This is a genomic window from Nocardia abscessus (assembly GCF_015477775.1).
Lineage (GTDB): Bacteria > Actinomycetota > Actinomycetes > Mycobacteriales > Mycobacteriaceae > Nocardia > Nocardia abscessus_A.
In genome coordinates this window covers 70,471-94,952 of the sequence record NZ_JADLQO010000014.1, presented here as the reverse complement: position 1 = coordinate 94,952, position 24,482 = coordinate 70,471, and the positions used below count along the sequence as shown (strand labels likewise).

Annotated in this window: 11 protein-coding genes, 1 tRNA gene and 2 pseudogenes; 7 read left to right on the top strand and 7 right to left on the bottom strand. The window is 67.4% G+C overall.

Annotated features, from left to right (window positions below; all coding sequences use genetic code 11):
- Positions 1-179: 179 nt before the first annotated feature.
- The 3 genes and pseudogenes from IU450_RS29155 to IU450_RS41410 form a co-directional block, all read right to left on the bottom strand.
- Positions 180-1,216: pseudogene (locus IU450_RS29155) on the bottom strand (LLM class flavin-dependent oxidoreductase).
- 879 nt (positions 1,217-2,095) lie between these two features.
- Positions 2,096-2,410 carry a hypothetical protein gene (locus tag IU450_RS29150; protein ID WP_195153093.1) on the bottom strand — a complete coding sequence of 105 codons (315 nt, stop codon included), beginning with the start codon at positions 2,408-2,410 and terminating at the stop codon, positions 2,096-2,098.
- Positions 2,411-2,529: 119 nt separating this feature from the next.
- Positions 2,530-2,718, bottom strand: a pseudogene (locus IU450_RS41410) (TetR/AcrR family transcriptional regulator); the annotation flags it as partial.
- A 346-nt stretch (positions 2,719-3,064) separates the two neighbouring features.
- Between IU450_RS41410 and IU450_RS29140 the strand changes: the two are divergent.
- Genes IU450_RS29140 through IU450_RS29125 form a run of 4 tightly spaced genes read left to right on the top strand, consistent with a single transcriptional unit; the run spans position 3,065 to position 10,503 of the window.
- Positions 3,065-4,129 carry a trypsin-like peptidase domain-containing protein gene (locus tag IU450_RS29140; protein WP_195152939.1) on the top strand — a complete coding sequence of 355 codons (1,065 nt, stop codon included), beginning with the start codon at positions 3,065-3,067 and terminating at the stop codon, positions 4,127-4,129.
- Positions 4,130-4,135: 6 nt separating this feature from the next.
- Positions 4,136-7,474, top strand: a complete 3,339-nt coding sequence (locus IU450_RS41045) for an SUMF1/EgtB/PvdO family nonheme iron enzyme (RefSeq protein WP_195152938.1) — start codon at positions 4,136-4,138, stop codon at positions 7,472-7,474.
- A gap of 9 nt (positions 7,475-7,483) precedes the next feature.
- Positions 7,484-8,344 carry an AAA family ATPase gene (locus tag IU450_RS29130; RefSeq protein ID WP_195152937.1) on the top strand — a complete coding sequence of 287 codons (861 nt, stop codon included), beginning with the start codon at positions 7,484-7,486 and terminating at the stop codon, positions 8,342-8,344.
- Positions 8,345-8,367: 23 nt separating this feature from the next.
- Positions 8,368-10,503 (top strand): hypothetical protein, encoded by a 2,136-nt coding sequence (locus IU450_RS29125; protein ID WP_195152936.1) that lies wholly within the window; start codon positions 8,368-8,370, stop codon positions 10,501-10,503.
- Between the two features lie 440 nt (positions 10,504-10,943).
- Here IU450_RS29125 and IU450_RS29120 read toward each other — a convergent pair whose 3' ends face one another.
- The gene (locus tag IU450_RS29120; protein ID WP_195152935.1) at positions 10,944-11,228 is read right to left on the bottom strand and encodes a hypothetical protein; all 285 of its coding nucleotides are present in this window, start codon (positions 11,226-11,228) and stop codon (positions 10,944-10,946) included.
- Positions 11,229-11,406: 178 nt separating this feature from the next.
- Positions 11,407-11,488: transfer RNA gene (locus tag IU450_RS29115), tRNA-Leu, on the bottom strand.
- A 386-nt stretch (positions 11,489-11,874) separates the two neighbouring features.
- On the opposite strand from IU450_RS29115, the gene IU450_RS29110 reads away from it, so the two are divergent.
- Together IU450_RS29110 and IU450_RS29105 are read left to right on the top strand one after the other, a co-directional pair.
- Entirely contained in the window at positions 11,875-21,198 is a 9,324-nt protein-coding gene (locus IU450_RS29110) for a type I polyketide synthase (RefSeq protein ID WP_228835284.1), read from the top strand.
- A gap of 76 nt (positions 21,199-21,274) precedes the next feature.
- On the top strand, positions 21,275-21,712 hold the full coding sequence (locus IU450_RS29105; RefSeq protein ID WP_195152933.1) for a holo-ACP synthase: 438 nt from the start codon (positions 21,275-21,277) through the stop codon (positions 21,710-21,712).
- A 37-nt stretch (positions 21,713-21,749) separates the two neighbouring features.
- Here IU450_RS29105 and IU450_RS29100 read toward each other — a convergent pair whose 3' ends face one another.
- Positions 21,750-22,370 (bottom strand): TetR/AcrR family transcriptional regulator, encoded by a 621-nt coding sequence (locus IU450_RS29100; protein WP_227954938.1) that lies wholly within the window; start codon positions 22,368-22,370, stop codon positions 21,750-21,752.
- 297 nt (positions 22,371-22,667) lie between these two features.
- Here IU450_RS29100 and IU450_RS29095 point away from each other — a divergent pair, with 297 nt between their 5' ends.
- The gene (locus IU450_RS29095) at positions 22,668-23,891 is read left to right on the top strand and encodes a hypothetical protein (protein ID WP_195152932.1); all 1,224 of its coding nucleotides are present in this window, start codon (positions 22,668-22,670) and stop codon (positions 23,889-23,891) included.
- A 68-nt stretch (positions 23,892-23,959) separates the two neighbouring features.
- On the opposite strand, the gene bcp is transcribed toward IU450_RS29095, so the two are convergent.
- The gene (bcp, locus tag IU450_RS29090) at positions 23,960-24,433 is read right to left on the bottom strand and encodes a thioredoxin-dependent thiol peroxidase (protein WP_195152931.1); all 474 of its coding nucleotides are present in this window, start codon (positions 24,431-24,433) and stop codon (positions 23,960-23,962) included.
- Positions 24,434-24,482: the final 49 nt, after the last annotated feature.

Below are 24,482 nucleotides of genomic sequence, written 5' to 3'. Positions count from 1 at the left end.
CCGGTTGCGCCCCAACGCAACTGGTGTAAGTGGTAATCAGGAACCGATACCCGGTTCTCTTGAACGCCGAGCAGGCCGCCGCGCCGGTCGCGACCCCGGACCGTGATTGCTTCGAGCCGTCGGTCGGTTGGCTGGTGGTCAGATGATTTCGTTGTTGCGAGGGTTCGCTGGCCGGATTGCTATACGTCAGGGGAGTACTGACGCTTACTCGCCCACTTCAGCCAGTGAGCCTTCTCGCCCATCAACAGTTCGTAGGATCTGTATCGGTCGTTCGGATCGTATAGGTCGGTCTTGATCAACAGCTCGTCAGCGCCAGTCTCATGGATGAGTGCCTGTAACTGTGGGCGCACGGTTGCGGTTCCCCCGACGAACACGCCGGTCAGCTCATCGTGTGCGGTCCGATTCTTCGCATACCCGTTTGCCTCAGCGGCTTGTGGGCTGGGTAGCTGTATCGGTCGGCCCTGCTGTCGCCGAGCGATCTTCATCCTCAGCGGTCCGGCCAGCCACTGGGCTCGCTCGTCGCTTTCAGCGACGATCACCGCCACACTGATCGAGATCCGCGGAGTCGCGCATATCGCTGACGGCTGGAACGTCTGCAGATAGGTTCGCACGGCCTCAACGGTGTTCATCGGCTTCAGATGGTGGGCAGCGGCGAATGGGAGCCCAAGGCTCCCAGCAATTCGGGCGGTATGGTTGCTGCTGCCGACCAGCCAAACCTCGGGCCTGTTGCCTACGGCAGGCACAGCCGCCGCTCGGCCGTCGGAGTTCTCTGCGTCGAACAGCGCGAGCAATTCTCGGATCTGATCTTCGAACGGTTCGGCTGTGCGGTCGTGCTCGCTGCGCACGCGGTCGGCAATTTCGCGAGGTCCGCCGAGTGCACGACCGAGTCCGAGGTCGATGCGGCCCGGGTGGAAAGCCTCCAAAGTGCCGAACTGTTCGGCGATCACGATAGGCGCGTGGTTGGGCAGCATCACCCCGCCTGCTCCGACTCGTATCGCCGTGTCACCGAGGCAACACGTTCGGCAACGACTGCTGGTGCTGCGCTGGCCACGCCTGACATTCCGTGGTGCTCGGGTACCCAGTACCGGTAGTAGCCGAGGTCGTCGACGAACTGTGCCAGTTCAACGCTGTTACGCAGCGCCGTGCTCGCGTTCGATCGCTGCGTGATCGGCGCCGTATCCAGAACCGAGATGCGCACCTTGTGCGAAGGATCCATGCTGCAGAAGCACCTTTCCGCGCCGTGACCCCGCGCTAGCCCAGTTCCCAACTGACATCCAGCATCTGCCCCACTCGGGATCTCCGAACCTTCGGGATGACCTCCCCGGAAGGCTCTCCCTACCAGTCGGTGATGCATTTATCCAGGACGCGGGACGCCTCACCAACGGAGCACGTGCTTTCAAGTGAACCCGAACGCAGCGTGCGTGCCTGTTGTGAGGGACGGAGCTGCCGCGTCGACGCTGCTGGTCACGACCCGAGGTACAACCGTTCACACGGCAGACGCGGCAGCGACCAGACCTCGATGGTGTCGCGGATCAACTCGATCGTGAACCAGGCCTTGCGCTCCAGTCGCAGATCAAACTGCGCACCGCCTCTCTGGATGCGGCGTAATCGAGGGCCGCGTCACCCAGCCAGATCCGTAGGTGTACATCACCTAGGGATCGTGTTGATCCGGTCGCGGTCATCGCCGATCACCCGCTGAGGCGATGCGTCGCAGAGTTGTTCGGCTTCTGGCCTTCTTCCTCCGAGCGCTTCGGGGACGAACGCCACTGGCCGCGGGCCCACCCGGCGCAACGACCGCCTGTAGGTGAACCCGCTCGGATCGGTGCGCTTGCTGCGACCCGACCCGCTGCCTCCACCCGCCCCGCCCCGGCGCGCGAGGCCGCGAAACCCCCGATGCCCCTTCTCGTGCGGCGGGTCATGAGTTCGGGGCGGAACACTCGACCCCGGCGGCACCGGTGTGCCCGAAGCCAACCTGCGCTTGCCCAGCGGCTCCGCCGGTGGCCTCAAAACAGGATCCTCGGGCGGCTGACCTGCCATCGGTTGCGGCGAGCACCGCCGAAGCAACCCTCCCGGAGCCCGCGCCGGGAGGGTTGCGTCACTGACCGGTCAAGCCCAGCAGCCGCTGCGACGTCACCGTCAGTGTGTCGACCAGCCGCTGCTCGGTGGCCTCGTCGGCGGGCTGCAACGAATGCTGGTAGGCGCTCTGCAGCAGCATCGCGAACAACGCATCTGCCAGTTCCCGCGCCGCCGGTGGCGCCGCCGCGGCAGTACCGGCGCGCTGGGCCCTTTCGATCGAATCGGCGACGTCATCGAGGATTTCGTCGCGGATCTGCGCCCAGAACTCGCGTAGGTCCGGGTCCGACTCCACTTGCACCCGGATCGCCCGCAACACCTGCCCCGCCCCCGCCACCGGGGCAGGTATCCCGCGATCAACGGAGCCAGATCACCGACCCGACCCTCGGCATCGGTCGCGAAAGCGCCGGTGGAGGAACGGATCTCGGATCCGGCCCGTTGCACCAAAGCGCGCAGCACCGCTTCCTTGGAATCGAAGTAGAAGTAGAACGACGACCGGAAAATGCCGGCTCTCTGTGTCAGGTCACTCACTGTGATCTCGGCCAGCGACTTCTCCGCCAGCAGCGCCCACGCCGCGTCCAGAATCGCCGCCTCCTTCAAATCCCCCTTGCTCGGTCCCCGCCGACGCCCCGCCGACCGCCCCACCGCAGGCGTCACTCGACCACCTCTGTCACGCCGTACTCGTCGCCGTACTGAAAGCCGGGAGTGTGCCTGCCGACAGCCGGATTTCGGGATACTTCACCGAATGTGGGGACATTCGTGCCGCGGTGACGAGACCGGCGGGGGAGATGGCCATCTGGTTCAGCGGCTGTTCGATCCGGACGATCGTCTCGGCCGCTGTCGCTGCGGTGACCGGTACGGGTTGTGGGATCTGTTCGATCCGCTGATGCCGAAGTTCGGTTCCGTCGGGGTCGGTCGGGTGCGGGCGCGATTGCGTAACGCCGTCCCGCTCGGTCCGAATAAGAGGTAGTGTCGGCGTCACGGGAGGGAAATGAGCATCAACCTGGAGTCGCGAGATTTCGCGCGGGTCGTTGAGATCCTCAGCGCTCTACCGGAATTCCGGACCGGTCGGTCGCGTATTGATCTGATGACGGATGTATTCGCCGGAACGTCGCGAGCCGACGATGTCATCACCACACTCGATCTCGACGGTTCGCCGCGCGCGGTCGCCGTTCGGGTGGTGCAGCGATTGCAGTCCTTCGGGCAGGACGAGCCAGGGCGGGAGACGCTGGGCGTGCTCATCAACAAGATGCTGGCGTATCTAGGCGCGGGCGAGCACGCCGACGACCTGCGTGACATACTGGCTCGCTATCCGTTCGAGACGACGCCGACCGCGGATTCCCGAGGGATCACCGGATGGTCCGGTCGGGAGTCGCCCGGCGCGGTGCACGAGCGAATCATCGGAGAGAACACCCTCCGCGATGTGTTCATGCTGGAAATGGCTTTGGAAGCGGCTCGCGCCGTCGTCAGGATCCGGACACCTGCCGGGCTGGGCACCGGATTCCTGATTTCCCCGACGCTCGTGATGACCAATAACCACGTGATTCCCGATGCCGCCAGTGCGATACGCAGCGAGTTCGCCTTCAACTACCAGATCGATAGATTCCGTAAGCAGGTGCCCGGCAATACCTACGGTGCCGCGAGGGACGGACTGTTCTATACGAATCCGGAATTGGATTTCACAGTGGTCGAACTACGCGACGCCGACGACGTCACACCACTGGAATTGCGACCTCGGCGCGCCGTCCGCGGTGATCGGGTCAATATAATTCAGCACCCCGGCGGGCACTACAAGAAGATCTCCATGCAGAACAATTTCGTCGCGTACGCAGATGACCGGATCATCCAGTACACGACTTCCACGGAACCCGGCTCGTCCGGATCGCCGGTATTCGACAACGCGTTCGAGGTCATCGGCGTCCACCATGCGGGCGGCATGCTGACCGAACCAGGAAACGACGAACGCTATCTGCGCAACGAGGGCATCAGCGCGATCGCCATCCTCGCGGATCTGAGGAACAACGGTCCCCTGATCGCCACCAGGATCGCCAGGTGACACGCTGTGGCCGATCTCGAATGGCACCTGTGGCGGGAGGTGCGAAGTTGGCTCGCTCCGCACTTGATCGAAGAGGATCAGCGCCTGGCCTTGTCGCACCTGCTGATCCGATGGCCGGGACACACAAAACTGCGTCGGAATACAGATGCTCAGACATTCACCAACGACTTGCTGCGGCTGTTGTCGAACGAACTACTCGTCGAAGTGCTGCGGACAGTGGCTGAAGGTTTGGGAGTCGAGCAGCGACGAACCGCCGAAGATTTGTGCGCGCGCATCGAGGAAGCCGATGCCGCAGGCAGTTCCGGTAGATTACCACCACTGGGTTCGAAGCGGGTGCCTGCCCAGCTGCAGAATATCGGTGAGTCCGTTCTGTTCCATCCCGCTGACACAGCCGCGGACCCGGATGCGACACTCTCGGTCGAAGCCATTGGAGCGGAATGGCGGGATCCGCTCGTCCTGATCACCGACTTCCCAGCGGATGCCGAACAATCGCTGGTCGCACTCGCCCAGGTCGGCGGCCCGGTGATCTGGGTCGCGGGCGAGGATCTGGTGGGTGCGAGTTCGTCGGCACCCTCCAACGGCTCCGGCCACCGGGATCTGGCAGCTACTCCGCCGGGGCTGCTGCTGGTGGATTTCTCCGGGATTCATCCTGAGTCGGCGTGGGCCGAAGACGGTTCGGGGGCCGAAGCGTTGTCGATGGCGCTCGCTTGGGCCGAGGCCAAAGGACACCGTGTCGCACTCGCCTTGCCCCGCCATGTTGAGCCCGGCCTCGGTTTGGATTCACCGCACCACCGGCCCTGGCGTGTATATCGAGCCGTCAAGCTCTATTCGCATCGCTACGCCCATCGTGCGGAACATTGCGAGAGGCTCTACCGCGCACCGTTGCCGCTTCGCGATGTGTTGTTCCCACTGCTCTCGGCCAACAGCGCCTGCCTGGCCGCGCACGTGGCCGGAATACTTACGAAGGAGACTCCTCGCAGATCCCGTACCGAGTCGGATGAGATCGCCCTCGCCATGTCGCTGGCCCGCGGTCTCACGGCGCTCGGGTTCTACGAGATCGCCTACCGACTCGAAGTGCACTGCCGAACCAGATCGGTACGCGCCGGGCTCATTCCGCTCGCGGTCGACCTCCTGCCGACACCCGGAAGCCCAGAAAAAGGCCGAGTAGTCGGCTTCGTGGCATCGGCCTCCGATCTGCCAAGCCGAGTGCAACGGGCGACCCTGACGGGTCCTACCGGCGCGGGTAAGTCGATCACGCTGCGCGATATCGAGAATCGGTGGTCCGTGCCGGGGGCGGGGCAGCTCGATGAGTGGATTGTGCCGTATGTGCCGGTGTATGTATCGCTGAGCGGGGCAGACGCTCCGCGACGAAGAATCGATGACCACCTCGCCGATGTAGGGTTCCGGTCGTTCGTCCATGGCGACACGTGGTTCGAACTTGTCTGCCATTCGATGGTCTCGCGCCTCGGATCGCTCGACGGTATGCGTCGCCTGTTCAGCTCGCCTGTTCTGCTGCTGTTGGACGACGCCGACGAGCTCTCGCCGGATGCCGAGAGGGAACTCGAGCTGAACGCGCCGTCCGAATCCGACACGGCCCTGCTCCTGGCGTCCCGCGTCAACCGCGGGGGACCTGCGTTGCGGCTCAGGGAAGCTCGTATCCGTGAACTGGACGAGCAGCAGGTTTCCTTGCTGCTCCAGAAGCGCGGCGGGCATCGGTCCCTGTCGGACCTGCTGGGCCCGCACGGTCGTGGGATCGCATACCACATTCGGAATCCCCGATTGCTGACCGTACTATGCGAATTGGAACTCACCGTCGACGATCTCGCCGAGGCCGATCTCGCGACGATCCTCGAGAGGTTCGTCACGCGCCGGTCGACCGAGAGCGGTTTCGCGCGGGCGGCCGGTGAAGACCCCGATCTGCTGACACAGTGGCTGGCCGACGTGGCGTACGAATTTCTCACGATTCCGCAGCGAGCGCGTCGCGCCGCGAAGTCGGAACGAGGGCTCGTCGCCGAGGCTCGCAGTATCGGATTACTGCGCGAGCGTACCGATCGCGACCTGATCGAGTTCGAATTCGAGACTCTCGGGGCCTATTTCGCCGCGCGACGGCTCGCTGCCGAGGTGGGCCGACATGGGGTGAATGCGGTGATGGAGCCGCATGTGCGGCGAATCGTCGCCGATTCGTCGGGGCAATGGCAAGATGTCTGCAGAATTCTCGTAGCCCTGCTCCGGACGCAGGACACTCGAAAGTTCATCGAACTGCTCGCCCGAAACGACTTGCGTCTCGCTCACGAATGCGCCGCCGAACTATCGGGAGAGCGCCGCCGGATCGGTTCGGAGACCGCTGCCCTCCTGATGCGCCGGATGACAGCCGAGCGTGACACCGATGATCGCATCGACGACGCACGGGCGCTTGGTCGCCATGATCCGCGAATCGACGCGGACAAACCGCGCGACGGCATGGTCGAAGTGCCTGCCTCGACACTTCAGGGTTCGTACCGCATCGGCCGGTATCCGGTCACCGCCTTGGAATTCGCCCGGTTCGTCATGGCCGATGGGTATCGGAACGAGGATTGGTGGAGCCCGGCCGGTTGGCGGTGGAAGCAGCGGCACGGCATCGCTTTTCCGAGGTACTGGCACAATCGCGCGATCGGTGGTCCCAACTATCCCGTGACAGGGGTCAATTTCTTCGAGGCGAGCGCGTACTGCTCCTGGCTGACGCACAACCATCGCGATCGCGATCTCGTTTTCCGCCTGCCGTCGACCCTCGAATGGGATCGAGCCGCATACAGCGACGATCGTGTCCTGCAACTGGTACTCGACATCACCGCCGGTGCATTGGCGCCGCGAGCCGAGCACGGACAGCCGCCGGGCCAGCAATTCGGCAGACAATTTGCCGCCGCCATGTTGACAGCTGCTGACGACATGGTGATCGCGAACCTGCTACGAGCGGATATGGATCGTGTACGGCAGGCCAAGACGCTGATCGAAGAATACCTCGCACCGCACCAGGAACAGTTGCGATTCGAGGCGCCGACCCCGGTCGGGATCTTCACTGCGAACAAGCTGGGTATCCACGACCTCTTCGGGGGCGTCTGGGAATGGTGCAACACCGCTGTTCGCCAGATCTCGCAAAGTGCACAGCAATACGACGATATTCCCCATAATACGACTGTGGCCGAGGGCGTTACGGTAGGCATCAAGGGAGGCGGGAACCCTTCGGGGTCCTACAACCCGATATGGTTGCTCATCGGTGGATGGTTCGATCCGCTGGTGCGCTCGCACCGCCTCGGCTTTCGCGTGACCTGTCGCCCCGGATCATCCTCCGGGTTGGTAGCAGAATGAGGTGATCCCATGGACCGAGAAGGCGTCATCCGCCGGACCCGATTTTGGCTCGCTGACCCCGCCGACCTGCCGAATAGCCCTTTCATCGGACGAGAAAAGGAGCTACTCATGTGCTGGACCGCGTGGGGCGTCGGTGACAATGGCACGCGGCTACTCGACAACGGTGTCCCGCCACTGAGTTTCCGACTGGAGGGAGCGCCCGGACTCGGAAAGAACGAGATCGTCTACGAACTAGCTCGTCGGCTCGATATGCCACTGTATATCCTGCAGGGCCACGAGGAACTCACGCCAGAAGATATGGCGTTGATGTTGACCCCGGACCCGGACATCGTCGAAGGCGATCCGGTGCGGCTGACCTTGCGGGCGAGCCCGCTGGCGACTGCTCTGTACGAAGGGGGGCTGTTCTTCTTCGACGAAATCAATCGGGTCCCCGAGCGGGCTCTGAGTCCACTCGCATCGGTGTTGGACGGAAGGCAGTATGTCTATTCGGCCATCACCGGGACCAATATCGGTCCGCAGGACGACGAGGCGAGAGCAAGGTTTCGATTCTGCTGCGCGCTCAATCCCGCGGTGAGTGACGCAGGCTATGCGTTGCCGGAATACATCGAACAGCGGACGCTGCCGGTCATCGAGATCGGGAAGCCGCCATTCGAAGACATTCTCCGGATCATCGATACGGCGCTCGAACCGTCGCCGGAATTCCTCGATGCCTTTCAGACGTGGTACCTGCAAGAGGAACCCGAGGATGTGTCGGTGCGACAGGTGATGGCACTGATGAGATATGCGATGAACTACTCGGACCAGGTCGGCGGGGACAAGGTCAAGATCCTGCGGAGGATGATGTCCCTGTTCGTCGGTCGCAGGCACTGAATCGGCGGCGCACCGTGAGCACCTTGTATATCGAACAGGGCAATGTCTTCATGGTCCCGGTCCTGCGGAATCGGCTCAGTTTCGCGGTGCAGGTGCAGCGGGTTGTCGATGATATCGGGCTGGGCGAGTCCGACATCATCGCCGTGGCGCTGCCGGAGTCCATCCGCGCGCGGACCTTGCAGGCGATACGTCAGCTTCCGCGAGTCTCGCTGGTGATCTCTTCGGTCAGCGACTCGGAACAGCGCGAAGTCTTCCCGGTCACGCCCGCCGACGGCATCGTCGAGGCGGTTCGCATTGCCGTCGAGCGAGATATTCCGCTCTATTTCGTCGACCAGGAAGTCGCGCCAGGACACTTGATCGACCACTTCTGTGTGAACGACCGAGACTGGCCGGACGATGGTTTCGCGCTGGTGCGCGGTGCGCAAGCATATCTGGACCTGATCGCCGACCGGCTCACCCATCAGCCGTCGCGCTTCGAACCGGTGGACAGTTGGCGCGAACTGCACATGGCCGCCCAGCTGCAAGGGCTGGTGACCAGAAACCGGCGCATCCTCTTCGTGTGCCACGCCACTCATATAGAGCCGATCCGTCGGCTCATGCGCCGACCGGTTCCGCTGCTCGACGATGCCCCCGCGCCGCTGCCGCGTCTCGAATACAAGATCAGGCAACCGAGCCTCGCCATGTTGATGCGCTACCTCGACCACATTCCGCGTTTGGTGGAGGCATACGAACGGCAACGCGCGAAGGGGAAAGCGCACCTGTTCGACAAATTCGACGAACTCGTGCGGATCATGCATGAACTTGCAAACGAGTCGGCGCATCTGGACGTCTCGATTCGACATTATCAGGCGTTCACTCGTATCTTGGCCGGCTTGCTCACATACTCGGGGCAACTGTCCCCGGATCTCGAGACCGCGGTGCAGGCATCGGAATCCTGTTTTCCGCCTGCCTTCCGGGTGCATGCCGAAAGGCACCTGCTCGGCTACTTCGACCAGGTCAAAGTCCAGCGAATCGGCCGGATCCGCGGTTCGAAAGAGTCGGTGTTCGAGATCAGTAATACGGCCGCGCAGGCCACCGGCCGCGACCCCTACGTCGCGCGTAGCTGTACAAAGCTGGACCATTACTACGAGATCATCCGCGTGCCCGGTGAACCCGGCGACCGCGACGTCCCCGATATCGCGCCGGATATGACGCCTTCCACCGTCATCGATCTCGATATCCCGGTGCCGCCGCGTAGTTGGTTCAGAAGGTTGATGGGATGGAGCGAAACGTGGGCGCCCCAAGACGAATTCCGTATCAGAATGCGGCACAAAGCTTTTCGACTGGCCCGGCGTCAGAACGCGAACCGCTTGCGCAGTCACGAGTTCCGCGGCTCGATGCAGGACGGTGTGGACCTCCGTAGAACGCTGCGCAGCTACTACCGGGGGCAACCCCAGCTCTACGTCAAGCATGAGATCCGCACCAAAGTACCGGAAATCGACCTCGATGAGCCGGTGCTGTGGCTGTTCGACGGGTACGCGTCGGCCGATCTGAACAACCCGCGTGTCGACCCAGATTACGACCGGGTAGGTACACGGGATCTGAATTATCTACTCGGGATGATTCTAGATGATTCCGCACGGGATACCATTGCCCTGGAGGACCGGGCGGGAAATCCGGTAACAATTCTGCCTAAAACCGTACACGCTCTCCTCACATTCATCGACTGGGACTTCAAGAAAGCCACCGAGGAGAATTTTCGACGGCTGGGCGGTCAGCTCGCCGTGCGGATGCCATCGCAAGAGGTGGGGGAGGCATGGCACGACTTCGACGAGATTTGCGCCGAGTTCTCGGACCGCTACAAACTCACCCTGACGGCTGCCCGATGGTGGGAAGTGCTCCTGGTGGCGGCGCTGCGCTATGCGAAGGACCGTATGGTGCTGGTGGCACCGCAGAATTTCCTTGTCCCCGATGCCATTGTGCGCCGGTTCGCGGCTGAGCGAAAAGGTATCGAGCGCGTATCCGTGAACTATTTCACGCGGGCTGAACAGCGAGGACTCCAGACCATGCTGTGGCTCCAGCACGCCTACGAGCCGATCAACCGCGACCCTACGTCCCTCCATCATCGAGCCTTCATGACGGACCATTTCGGAGACCTGATGCGGCCGTACTGGGGCTGAGTCGTTCTCCGATGCGCACCCGTCGTCATCGACGACGTACCGGCCGAGTCGTCGGAGAGCGTCGAGTTCGTCGTCTGTAAGGGCACGGCGGGTCTATCCTTCTCCGCCACAGGCCCTACGGGCCGAAACGTCCACTACACCAACTCGATCGACGGGGCGACAACAGCAACACTCCACAGCGGCCGCGGACGCCACGGCACCGACCCGTGCCAGGTGCCATATGCGGCGCGTCGGTCCGTGCATCCCCGCCAGGTCGGCATCTCGATTCAGCGGTCGGGTCCGCGTAAGTGCGGTCGACCCGCTCGGTGCGGGAGGACGCGAAATCCGCATGCCCGCCGCTGCCGCGGTGCGGTGGACAGAGCAGTGGTGGTGATTCCCATCAGAGTGCACGAGAGGCGAGGGCGACTGCGAAGGCGACCGATGCGGAAGATCCGCCGGCATCACGGAGCGGTCAGCGAGCGAGCGAGCAGGCCACCTGCACCCCCATGTCCGTCTACGGCGTCACGGAAGCTCACGCCGCCGCGATCCGCGACTCCCGGGCGGGTGTCCGGCCGCCAATCGAGGGCGGCGAAGGGGATCTTGTCGAGGACGCGGCCTCCGTCGCCGACGGTGCAGATTCGGTGGACGACATCACCGTCGGCGGTACGAACCACGCGGTTCGTGACCTGCGGTCCGTAAACGAGTTCCCGCAACGGCGACTCCGGCGGGATGACCGGCGCGATCACCGCCGATACCCCGGTCAGCAAACTTTCGCGGGGAGAACGCGGGGAGAAGATGTGTCGCGATCTGGCAGATGTGCCAGCAATCGGTCCAGGTCAGAACGTGGTTCCACGGATGGCCTCCGTGTGTGCGAGTGCACTCCGACACGCGGCTGGGGAAAGTGTCACGTATGACGGGAATCTGTGCGCGAGAGGGGACTTGAACCCCTACGTCCGTGGACACCAGAACCTAAATCTGGCGCGTCTGCCAATTTCGCCACTCGCGCTTGATGGTACGACCGTCCAAACTCTACCGGGCGATTCGCCCATAGCGAAGCATTGGGAGGGTGTGGCGTACTCGTCAGTAACCTTACCTGGGATTATAACGATTTGGACAAAGGCAACATGAGGGGCGCTCATGTTTCGTACGCGTTGGTAACCCGAGGGACCAGCGAGTTCAAACATGAGGCAGGGTCATGTTCATTACTATTCTGGTACGGACGTACGCGAATACTCCTAAGTAACGGCTTCACCTGGAAGCAAACGTGAGGATTTCCTCATGATTTTGTGCCATCCTCGCCGGTATCAGGCCGATCACCCGCGATCACTCGTGAACCGGTAGGGACCGGCGTGTCGCCGAGGCATGTCGCATGGAGAAGGAAGTCGAAGCGTCTTGACGATCAACGAGAGCACCAAGACCGAGTCCGGACAGAGCACGAAGGTGGTAGCCGCCGCCGGGAAGGCCGCGTCGGGCGGGGCGCGGTCGCCGCTGTTGGATCGTCTGCTCGGCGGCGCGCCGTACGCGCTCGCCTTCGGTGGGCAGGGTGCGCAGTGGCTGAGTGAGCTGGAGGAGATCGGGCGCGACAGCGCGCTGGAGCCGGAGCTGACCGCGCTGGTCAACGAGGCGGCCGCCTTGCTCGAGCCGGTTGCGGCGCAGTTGCTGGTGGTCCGTCCCGTCGGCTTCGACCCGATCGGCTGGATGCTCGAGAACGAGCTGGCCGACACCGACGAGGGCGAGACCTCCGCCGCCCCTTCCGAACATGTGCTGCGCTCGGCCGCGGTGTCCATGCCCGGTGTGCTGCTGGCCCAGGTGGCGGCCGTGCGGGCGCTGCGGTTACAGGGTCTCGATCCGGCCGAGCACGCGCCGGTCGCGATCGTCGGACACTCGCAGGGCCTGCTCGCGGCCGCCGCGGTCGAGGCCGGTGGCGCTCGTGACGCGGAGCTGCTCGCGGTGGCCCAGATGATCGGTGCGGCAGCGGGTTTGGTGGCACGGCGGCGCGGGCTGATGCCGGTGGGTGATCGCTCGCCGATGGCCGCGGTGTCGAACGTCGATCCCGAGCAGCTGCGTGCCGTGGTGGCGGAGGTGTGTGCGGGAGTCGATCCGGCCGCGTCCGTGGTGATCTCGATCCGCAACGGGCGGCGCCGCGCGGTGCTGTCCGGACCGCCCGCCCAGCTGGAGCGGGTGCAGCAGCGGTGCGCCCGGATCCACGACGAGCAGGCGCGTGAACGCGACGCAAAAACGCGTGGTGGCTCAGTGTTCGCTCCGGTCTTCGAGGACGTGGCGGTCGACGTCGCGTTCCATCACCCGGCGCTGGCCGACACCGTCGATCTGGTGAGCAGCTGGGCCACCCAGTGCGGCTTGGACGCCGAGCTGGCGGGCCGGCTGGCGCGGGAGATCCTGGTCGACCCGATCGACTGGGTGGACGTCGTCGAGAGCGTGATATCCGCGGGCGCGCAATGGATCCTGGACCTCGGGCCGGGCGATCTGCTGTCCCGCGTCACCGCGGGCACGTTGAAGGGCACCGGCCTGGGCATGGTCGCGGCCGCCACTCGCGCCGGTCAGCGCAGCCTGCTCACCCCGGGCGCCGCGCCGGAGCCCGCGACCCCGTGGTCGGCGTTCGCGCCGCAGCCGGTGCGGCTGCCCAACGGGCGCATCGTGGTCGAGACCGCTTTCACGAAGCTGACCGGGCGCTCGCCGATCCTGCTCGCGGGTATGACCCCCACGACGGTCGACGCGAAGATCGTCGCGGCCGCGGCCAACGCGGGCCACTGGGCCGAGCTGGCCGGCGGTGGCCAGGTGACCGAGCAGATCTTCGCCGACCGGGTGGCCGAGCTGAAGAAGCTGCTGCACCCGGGGCGCTCGGTGCAGTTCAACTCGTTGTTCCTCGACCCGTACCTGTGGAAGCTGCAACTCGGCGGTAAGCGCCTGGTGCAGCGGGCGCGCTCGGCGGGCGCCCCGTTCGACGGCGTCATCGTGACCGCGGGCATTCCGGAGCTGGAGGAAGCCGTCGCGCTGATCCAGGAGCTCACCGAGGTGGGCATCGCGCACGTCGCGTTCAAGCCGGGCACGGTCGCCCAGATCCGGGCCGTGCTGCGGATCGCCGACGAGGTTCCGGACTACCCGGTGATCATGCACATCGAGGGCGGCAAGGCCGGTGGGCACCACTCGTGGGAGGACCTGGACGATCTGCTGCTGGCCACCTACGCCGAGCTGCGCAACCGCGCCAACGTGGTGGTGTGCGTCGGCGGTGGCATCGGAACCCCCGAACGGGCGACGGAGTACCTCACCGGTCAATGGGCGGTGCAGCACGGCTACCCCGTGATGCCCCTGGACGGTGTGCTGGTCGGCACGGCGGCCATGGCCACGCTGGAAGCCACCACCGCGCCGGAGGTCAAGCAACTGCTGGTGGACACTCCCGGCACCCCCGACTGGGTCGGCGCGGGCACCGCGTCCGGCGGGATGGCTTCGGGCCGTAGCCAATTGGGCGCCGACATCCACGAGATCGACAACGCCGCCTCGCGCACCGGCCGCCTGCTGGACGAGGTCGCGGGCGACGCCGACGCGGTCGCGGCGCGCCGTGCGGAGATCATCGCGGCGCTGAACGCCACCGCGAAGCCGTACTTCGGTGACCTGGTCACCATGACCTACCAGGACTGGCTGGAGCGCTACGTCGAGCTCGCGGTCGGGCTGGACCGGCGCAAGGACTTCGACTGCGGCAGCGACCTGGGCGACGCGATCGCGGAGGCGACCAGCTCGGTGTGGCTGGACATCACCTGGCGCGACCGGTTCGCGGAGATGATGCGCCGCACCGAATCTCGGCTGCATCCAGCCGACCGCGGCGAGATCCCCACGCTGTTCGCCAGCGACGAGGACTTCGAGGACCCGGTCGCCGCGCTGTGCACCCTCAAGGACGCCTACCCTGCGGCGGAGCAGACCCTGCTGCATCCGGCGGATGTGCCGTTCTTCGTGGCGCTGTGCAAGACCCCGGGCAAGCCGGTGAACTTCGTGCCGGTCGTGGACGCCGATGTGCGCCGCTGGTGGCGCTCGGACTCGCTGTGGCAGGCGCACGATCCGCGCTACTCGGCCGATCAGGTGTGCGTCATCCCCGGCACCGTCTCGGTCGCGGGCATCACGCGGGTGGACGAGCCGGTCGGCGAGCTGCTCGACCGCTTCGAACAGGACACGGCGTACTCGCTGGTGCGCGCGGGCGTGGTGCCCGCCGCGGTGGACGCGCGCCGCACGGCGGGCGTCACCAGCGGCCCGATCGACGCCGTCCTCGCCGCGCCCGACGTCCAGTGGGCGGGCCGCACCACGATCAGCCCGGTGCACCGGCTCGGCGATCTGTCCGAATGGGTCGTCGACGGCAAGGGAGCGGTGCATCCGCCCAGCGGCGCGACGCTGGTCGAGACCACCGGCCCCGAGCCGGAGCACGCCTACCTGGAGTTGACCGTTCCGCTGCTGGCGGGCAACGCGGTGCGCATCCGGATCACCGTGCCGACCTCGGTCCACAACGGCGGCGCCCCGGTCGTCACCGAGGCCGACGCGCACGAGGCCATGGCCGCGCTGCTCGCGGTCGCAGCGGGTCAGGATCTTCCGGAGGTCAAGGGCAAGGTCGCGCACGTGAACCTGGCCTGGACGCCGGACCTGATCGCCGATCACGCGGGCGTCACCGGCTCCGGCCTGCCCACCACGCTGAGCACGCTCGGCCGAACCGTGCCCGACGTGCTGGTCGGCGCCTGCTGGCCCGCCGTGTTCGCGGTGCTCGGCGCGACCCGCACCGCCAAGGGCGAGAGCGTCATCGAGGGCATGCTCGACCTGGTCCACCTGGACCATCAGGTGCACATCGCCGCCGACCTGCCCGCCGAGACCAGCGTGCTCGCGGTGCGCGCGGAGGCCGGGGAGACCCTCGACACCGACCTCGGCCGCGTCGTCGAGGTGCACGTGCGGATCACCGCCATGCTGGACAAGCCCGAGACCGGGATGTCGATGCCGGTGCTGGCCACGCTCACCGAGCGGTTCGCGATCCGCGGACGCAACGGCACCGGCGAACTCACCGATCCGCCGCGCGCCGGGGGCACGGTGTCCGACGCGGCCACCGACACTCCGCGCAGGCGCCGCCGCGATGTCACGATCGTGGCTCCGCGCACCATGCACGCCTTCGCCACCGTCTCCGGTGACCACAACCCCATTCACACCAGCGATTCCGCCGCGAAGCTCGCCGGGCTCGGCAGCCCGATCGTGCACGGCATGTGGCTGTCGGCCGCCGCGCAGCACGTCGTGTCGGCGGTCGATCCGGCCGGCTCGGTGCCCGCGCGGACGGTGACCGCGTGGACCACCCGCTTCCTCGGCATGGTCCGCCCCGGCGCGTCGATCGATGTGCGCGTCGAGCGCGTCGCGGTCGACGCGGGCAGCGAGATCGTCGAGGTCTCCTGCCGCACCGAAGGCGAACTGGTGATGACCGCGACCGGTCGCACCGCGGCGCCGAAGACCGTGTACGCCTTCCCCGGACAGGGCATTCAGCGCAAGGGGATGGGGCTGGACGCTCGCTCCCGGTCGAAGGCGGCCAAGGAGATCTGGGAGCGCGCGGACAAGCACACCCGTGCCGCGCTCGGCTTCTCGATCCTGGCCGTGGTGCGCGACAACCCGACCTACCTGAAGGCGCGGGGCGTCGAGCACCGGCACCCCGACGGTGTGCTGCACCTGACCCAGTTCACCCAGGTCGCGATGGCGACTCTCGGTGTCGCCCAGGTGGCGGAACTGCGCGAGGCCGGCGCGTTCGTCGAGGACGCGCTGCTCGCCGGCCACTCGGTGGGCGAGTACAACGCGCTCGCCGCCGTCGCCGGAGTGCTTCCGCTCGAGGCGGTGCTCGAGGTCGTGTTCCAGCGCGGTTCCGCGATGCACGAACTGGTGCCGCGTGATTCGCAGGGACGCAGCGACTACCGGATGGCCGCGATCCGGCCCTCGCAGATCGGGCTGCCCGACGGCGAGGTCGTCGACTTCGTCAAGGAGGTCGGTGATCGGGTCGGGGAGTTCCTCGAGGTGGTCAACCTGAACCTGCGCGGTTCGCAGTACGCGATCGCGGGCACGGTGGCCGGGTTGGACGCGCTGGAGGAGGAGATCGACCGTCGCCGTGCCGAATTCGGCGGCAAGCGGGCGTTCATCCTGGTTCCCGGCATCGACGTGCCGTTCCACTCGACGGTGCTGCGCAAGGGCGTTCCGGAGTTCCGGCAGAAGCTCGAACAGCTGCTGCCGGTGGACCTGCGCCCGGAGGTGCTGGTCGGCCGCTACATCCCGAACCTGGTGCCCAGGCTGTTCTCGCTCGAGCGGGCGTTCGTCCAGGAGATCGCGGACCTGGTGCCGTCCGAACCGCTCGCGGACGTGCTGGCCGACTTCGACAGCTGGGCGGCCCGCCCGACCGAGCTGTGCCGCGTGGTGCTGATCGAGCTGCTCGCCTGGCAATTCGCCAGCCCGGTGCGCTGGATCGAGACGCAGGACCTGCTGTTCACCGACCCCATGCACGGCGGACTCGGCATCGAGCGGTTCGTCGAGATCGGTCTCGGTGCGACGCCGACGGTGGCCAACCTGGCCTCCCAGACGCTGAAGCTGCCCGCGTTCAGCGGCGCAACGGTCGAGGTGCTCAACATCGAGCGCGAGGCGGCGATCGTCTACGCGACCGACACCGATCCCGCGCCCGTCGACGAGCCCATGGAGGAGCCGGCCGCCACCGCGCCTGCGGCAGCGGCCGTGGCCGCCGCTCCGGTCGCCGCGCCCGCTCCGAGCTCGGGCGGCCCGCGTCCGGATGACATCGCGTTCACCGCCGCCGACGCCACCCGCGTGCTGATCGCGCTGTGGACGAAGCTGCGGCTGGACCAGATCGGCCCGGTGGACACCATCGAGGGCCTGTGTGACGGTGTGTCCTCCCGGCGCAACCAGCTGCTGGTCGACCTCGGCTCCGAGCTGTCGCTCGGCGCGATCGACGGCGCGGCCGACGCCGACATGGGCGCGCTGTCCGCGACGGTGGAGCGGCTGGCTCGCACCTACCGTCCCTTCGGCACGGTGCTCACCGACGCGATCGGCGATCATCTGCGCAAGGTCTTCGGTCCGTCCGGTAAGCGTCCCGCCGCCATCGCCGATCGGGTGAAGAAGGTCTGGGAACTCGGGGACGGCTGGGCCAGCCACGTGACGGCCGAGGTGTCGCTGGGCACCAGGGAAGGCGCCAGCGTGCGGGGCGGTGACCTGGGCGGGCTGGTCTCCGGCGCGCTGGGCGACGCCGCCTCGGTCGACGCGGCCATCGACGCCGCCGTGCAGGCCGTCGCGGCCCGCCGCGGTGTCGCGGTGTCGCTGCCCTCGGCGGGCGGCGGTGGCGGTGCGACCGTCGACGCCGCCGCGCTGGGGGAGTTCACCGAGCAGATCACCGGACGCGACGGCGTGCTGGCCACGGCCGCGCGCGTCGTGCTCGAACAGCTCGGCCTGTCCGAGCGGGTCTCCGCGCCGGAGGCGTCCGAGGACTCCCTGGTCGATCTGGTGTCGGCCGAACTGGGTTCGGACTGGCCGCGTTTGGTCGCGCCCGCGTTCGACGCGCGCAAGGCGGTGCTGCTGGACGACCGGTGGGCCACGGCGCGCGAGGATCTGGCCCGGCTGTGGCTGGCCGACGACGCGGGCAGCGCGAACGGACCGGTCACCGGTTTCCTCGGGGCAGGCGAAGCCGTTGCCGCACAGGCGAACTGGTGGCGGCAGCGGGCGATGCACGAGGCCCGTTCGGTGCTCGCCGGGCTGTACGAGCGCATCGCCGAGGCGGCGCTGAGCGTCGACGAGCCGGGCCTGTGGTCCTCGGACATCGCGGTGATCACCGGCGCCAGCAAGGGATCCATCGCCGCGGCGGCGACCGGCATCCTGCTCAGCGGCGGCGCCACGGTGGTGGTGACCACCTCGGCGCTGAACGACGAACGCCTCGCCTTCTACCGGAAGCTGTACCGGGACAACGCCCGCCACGGCGCGGCCCTGTGGGTCGTGCCCGCCAACATGGCGTCCTACCAGGACGTCGACGCGTTGATCGACTGGATCGGCACCGAGCAGGTCGACAGCGCGGGCGGGGCGAAGATCAAGATCAAGGACGCGATGACGCCGACGCTGCTGCTGCCGTTCGCGGCGCCGCGGGTGGCCGGTGACCTCGCCGACGCGGGCGCTCGCGCCGAAATGGAAATGCGAGTGCTGCTCTGGTCGGTCGAGCGGCTGATCGGCGGACTGTCCAAGCTGGGCGCCGATCACGACGTGGACGCGAAACTGCATGTGGTGCTCCCGGGTTCGCCCAACCGCGGCATGTTCGGCGGCGACGGCGCCTACGGCGAGTCGAAGGCCGCGCTGGACGCGGTGGTCGCCAAGTGGCGGGCCGAGAAGTCGTGGTCGACCCGGGTCACCCTGGTGCACGCGCTGATCGGCTGGGTGCGCGGCACCGGCCTGATGGGCCACAACGACCCGATGGTCGAGGCGGTCGAGAAGGCGGGCGTGCAGACCTGGTCCACCGCCGAGATGGCCGCCGAACTGCTCAAGTGGTGCACTTCGCGGGCACGTCAGGTGACCGCGAGCGGCCCGCAGCAGATCGACCTGACCGGCGGATTGGCCAGGGCCAAGCTGGACCTGCCCGAGCTGGCCAAGCAGGCCGCGGAGCAGGCGGAGGCGCAGACCGACGCCGACGCCGACACGGGTCGCACGATCGCCGCGCTGCCCGCGCCGCCGACGGTGACCTCCGCGCTTCCGGTGCCCGAGTGGGGCGAGGTGACCGCCGATCCGGCCGACATGGTGGTCATCGTCGGCGCGGGCGAGCTCGGGCCGTACGGCTCGGCGCGCACCCGCTTCGAGATGGAGGTCTCCGACGAGCTGTCGGCGGCGGGCGTGCTGGAGCTGGCCTGGACCACCGGCATGGTCGCCTGGGAGAACGACCCGAAGCCGGGCTGGTACGACACCGACTCCGGCGACTACGTACCGGAGCACGAGCTGGCCGAGCGCTACCACGACGCGGTGGTCGCCCGCTGCGGTGTGCGCCGCTACGAAGACGACGGCGCCATGACCGACAACTCGGCGCCCCTGATGACCTCGGTCTTCCTCGACCAGGATCTGTCGTTCACGGTGGGCGGCGAGGCCGAGGCCCGCGCCTTCCACGCCGCCGATCCGGAGCACACCGTCATCACGCCGGTCGCCGATTCCGGCGACTGGACCGTGACGCGCAAGGCAGGCACCGAGATCCGCGTGCCGCGCCGGGCCAAGCTGTCGCGCACCGTCGGCGGCCAGATCCCGACCGGCTGGGACCCCACCATCTGGGGCATCTCGCCCGATATGGCCGGCTCGGTGGACCGGGTCGCGCTGTGGAACATCGTGTGCACGGTGGACGCGTTCATCGGCTCCGGCTTCAGTCCCGCGGAGCTGATGAGCTGGGTGCACCCCTCGCTGGTGGCCAACACGCAGGGCACCGGCATGGGCGGCATGTCCTCGATGCGCTCGCTGTACATCGACAACCTGCTCGGCGAGTCGCGCCCGAACGACATCCTGCAGGAGGCGCTGCCGAACGTGGCGCTGGCGCACGTGGTGCAGTCCTACGTCGGCAGCTACGGCGCGATGGTGCATCCGGTGGCGGCCTGCGCCACCGCCGCGGTGTCGGTCGAAGAGGGCGTCGACAAGATCCGGCTCGGCAAGGCCGATCTGGTCGTGGCCGGCGGTTACGACGATCTCGGCATCGAGGGCATCGTGGGCTTCGGCGACATGTCCGCCACCGCGGATTCGGCGGCCATGAGCGCCAAGGGCATCAGCGACCGGTACTTCTCCCGCGCCAACGACCGCCGTCGCGGCGGGTTCGTCGAATCGCAGGGCGGCGGAACGGTGCTGCTGGCGCGCGGCAGCGTCGCGCTGGAGATGGGCCTGCCGGTGCTCGGCGTGGTGGCCTACGCCCAGTCCTTCGCGGACGGCGTGCACACCTCCATCCCGGCTCCGGGCCTGGGTGCGCTGGGTGCGGGTCGCGGCGGGACCGAGTCCAGGCTGGCGGTCGAACTGCGCAAGCTCGGCGTGACCCCGGACGAGATCGCGGTGGTGTCCAAGCACGACACCTCGACGGCCGCCAACGACCCGAACGAGTCCGAGCTGCACGAGCGCCTCGCCACGGCCATCGGACGCTCGGACGGCGCTCCGCTGTTCGTCGTGTCGCAGAAGTCCCTCACCGGGCACGCGAAGGGTGGTGCGGCGGCCTTCCAGCTGATCGGCCTGTGCCAGGTGCTCGAGCAGGGCGTCATCCCGCCCAACCGCAGCCTCGACTGCGTCGACGAGAAGATGCGGCCGTACCCGCACCTGGTGTGGCTGCGTGAAGCGCTGCGGCTGGGCGATCGGCTTCCGCTGAAGGCCGGTCTGGTCACCTCGCTCGGCTTCGGCCATGTGAACGGTCTGCTGGCGGTCGTGCACCCGCAGGCGTTCATCCAGGCCATCGAGCCGGGGCGGCGTGACGAGTACCAGCGCAGGGCGCAGGAGCGTCAGCTGAGCGGCCGCCAGCGGTTCGTGGAGGCCATGTGCGGCGGCGCGCCGCTGTACGAGCGTCCGGCGGACCGCAGGCTCGGCGGGGAAGGCACGCCGTCCGGGCGGGCCCGGCAGCTGGAGGCCGACGTGCTGCTCTCGCAAGAGGCGCGCCTGGCGCACGACGGCGCGTACCGGGCGAACGGCCCGGGATGCGCGTAACCGGTAGCGCGGCGGGGCAACCCGTCGCGCCGGGTTCGCGCACGGGCTCGCCGAGTAGGTCGTAGGCTGCCCGCCTATGACGATCCTCGGTATCGGCTTGGACTTGGTGACCATCTCCGATTTCGCCGAACAGCTCGAACGTGCCGGAACCACCATGCTCCGGGAAAGCTTCACCGCGGGTGAGCGGCGCTACTGCCAGAGCAAGGGAACCGATCCGGCGCGCAGCTACGCGGCGCGGTGGGCGGCGAAGGAGGCGGTGCTCAAAGCCTGGGCATCGTCGCGGTTCGCCCGCCGCCCGCAGATCGGGGACAACCCCTATCCGCTGATCGAGGTGGTCAACGACGCGTGGGGCAGGCCGAGCATCAAGCTGCACGGCCTGGCCGCCGAGTTCCTGCCCCGGGTCCGGGTTCACCTGTCGCTGACGCACGACGGCGACACCGCCGCCGCGATGGTGGTGCTCGAGGACCCGGGCGAGCTGGCCGACCTCATCGAAGGCCGCGACAGCGCGGGCTGAGCCGCGCGGTGGTCCCGGTTCCCGCCGGGACCACCCGCTATCGCTCGCTGCCGGTGCGCGATTCCTTCTCCGCGACGAGCAGGTAGGCGACCATCAGCCGCTTGAGTTCGGCGACCGCTTCGGCGCTGCTCTGCTCGTCCTGCACCGAGAAATTGAGCATCGAATAGACCACATGCACCAGCACTTCGGCCATCATGGTGCGCCGGACCCGGGGGGTGCGCGGGGTGAGCGGCCGCAGCATCTGCGACACGACCTCGGCGAACTGCTTCTCGTGGATCGCGCCGGTGGCCCGGGTGGACGGGGTGGACTGCATGGCGAGCCACACTTCCCGCCGGGACGGGTCGGTCATCCAGAGGTTGGCCAGGTGGTCGACGAACTGGTTCATGTGCCGCAGCCAGTCCAGCGACGGGATCTCGCCGTGGAAGTCGGCCAGCTCCTGGGAAACGGCAACCAGGTCTTGACGATTCAGCTCACAGACGATGACGTACTTGTTGGCGAAGAACTGATACAGCGTGCCGATCGGCACCTCGGCCCTGGCCGCCACCTCCTCACAGGTGAACGACTCGAACCCGACCTCGACGAGCAGTTCCCTGGACGCCTGGAGTAAGGCGTCGAACTTTCGTTTGCTGCGTTCCTGCGTCGGCCGGCGTCGCGGCATGAGCTCCTGTGGGTCGTCCTGCAGCTCCAACGCAGGGTCCAGACGGTGCTTCGACCTGGCCTCCGCGCGTACTTCCACGCATCCAGGCTAACGGTAGGGACACGCGTGCGATACGCGCATCCGTCGTTCGAGTCCAGGCGGCTGGATTTCCGCTACCCATCCGTAACCGATGTGGTGCCGAACACTTACCGAGCGCGCGTGCATCGCGACGTGTGTTCCGAGCAGGGGAATCCATGGGGCTCATGGCTTTCGGCAAGTCCGTGAGCTCGGTCAATGCGCAGAGGGAAGGCGTGATCAGTGGTAGCTGAATCTGTGGTGACTCTCGGCGTTTCCACCGAACGCGGCGCCGTGCACGCGGTGGCGCTCGCGGACGGCGAGAAGCTGGCCGACCGCGTGCTGCTGCGTCGGGTGGAACGAACGGACGGTGACGGCAAGGCGGAGGTGGCCGCGGCGGTCGAGACCGTGCTGGACACCCTGGCCGCGGGCCTCGGCTCGGACCGGGAGATCGGCGGCGTGGCGGTCGCCTACCGGGACGCCGCCGAGCGGCGCGCCATCGTGACCCGGTTGGCGACCGGTCCGTGGCACAGCGCCTCGATGGTCTCGGCGAAATCGGCCCACCTGAGCGCGGCGAGCATGATGACGTGGCTCGACGCCTACGACAACCTGCTGATCTGCGAGGTGGTGCCCGGCTACCAGGCGTTCACCCTGGTCGATCGCGGCCGCCGCCGAGTGCTCGCCGCGGTGGGGCAGGCGGGGCGCGCGACGCCGCGCTCGCTCGGCATGGGCGTGGCGGCGGCGTGGGATCAGCTGGAGGCGGCCGCCGCCCGGCCGGACGCGGTGGCACTGATCGGCTCGGCGGGCGCCGGCCCGGCGGTGCTGAAGGCGTTGGAGGACTTCGGGGCGCCGGTGATCCCGTGCACGGTGGGCGCTTTCGCGTCCGCCGCGGGTGCGGCGTTGAGTGCGCGACTCGAGCAGGACGGCTGCGCCGAGCCGGTGAGCGAGCCGTACCGGGCGCGCGGCGGAGTCGCGGTGTTCGCCGCGGCCGGTGTGCTGGCCAGCGGAATGGTCGTCGGGGGGAGCTATCTGCTCAACGATTCCTCGTCGCCGATGCCGACCGTCGTCGTGGCGGACGGCCGTATCGAGAGCGCCGGTGCGGTCCATCCGGGGGAGCCGGTCCATGCGGGGGGCGCCGGGGCACACGGTTCGTTCGACGGACCACTCGACTCCGGCACGACCGGAGCGCAGTTCCCGGAACAACGCTGGGGCGCCGCCGCGCGCAATCGCCCGCTGCCGCTGGTGCCCGTCGACGCTGCGAACGAGGCGGAGACGAGCGCGCCCGCGCCGCTGGTGCCGGGCACCGGGATCCCGGCCGAAAGCAAGGTGGGCGCGCCCGACGGAGCGCTGCTCTTCCCCGGTGAGACCCCGCCGCCCGCCGCGTTCACCCCGGAAGCCGCGGATTGGTGGGACGAGCATCTCCGCTTGATGGCGCAATGGGCCGCCCAGCAGGTGTGGCAGAGCTGAGCTACCCGAGCGGGCTCCCGAACTCGGCCCGGCGCCGCTGCGGCGCCGGGCTTTTCGCTGCCCGCGGGTTACACCGACAGGTCGCGGCGCAACTTGGCGACGTGGCCGGTGGCGCGGACGTTGTACTGCGCGACGGCGATCTTGCCCGCTTCGTCCACCAGGAAGGTAGAGCGGATGACGCCGACGACGGTCTTGCCGTACATCGTCTTCTCGCCGTACGCGCCCCACGCCGTGAGCACGGCGCGGTCGGGATCCGACAGCAGCGGGAAGGTCAACTGCTCGGCGTCCCGGAACTTGGCCAGCTTGGCGGGCTTGTCCGGCGAGATGCCGACGACGTCGATGCCCGCGCCGTCCAGGTCGGCCAGGTTGTCGCGGAAGTCGCAGGCTTGCTTGGTGCAACCGGGCGTGCTCGCGGCAGGGTAGAAGTACACGATCACCTTGCGTCCGCGGTAGTCCGACAGCGAGACGTCCTTGCCGTCGGCGTCGGAAAGCGTGAAGTCAGGGGCGGTGTCGCCGGGGGCGAGTCGTTGGGTGGTGGTCACCTCCAGCACGGTATCCGAACGTCGCGACCGGAGATCCTCGCGCGGCCGG

Coding starts and splice junctions, on each gene's coding strand:
- IU450_RS29140 (WP_195152939.1), top strand. CDS start 3,065: ATGAGCATCAACCTGGAGTCGCGAGATTTCGCGCGGGTCGTTGAGATC.
- IU450_RS29130 (WP_195152937.1), top strand. CDS start 7,484: ATGGACCGAGAAGGCGTCATCCGCCGGACCCGATTTTGGCTCGCTGAC.
- IU450_RS29105 (WP_195152933.1), top strand. CDS start 21,275: ATGACGATCCTCGGTATCGGCTTGGACTTGGTGACCATCTCCGATTTC.
- IU450_RS29100 (WP_227954938.1), bottom strand. CDS start 22,370: ATGCCGCGACGCCGGCCGACGCAGGAACGCAGCAAACGAAAGTTCGAC.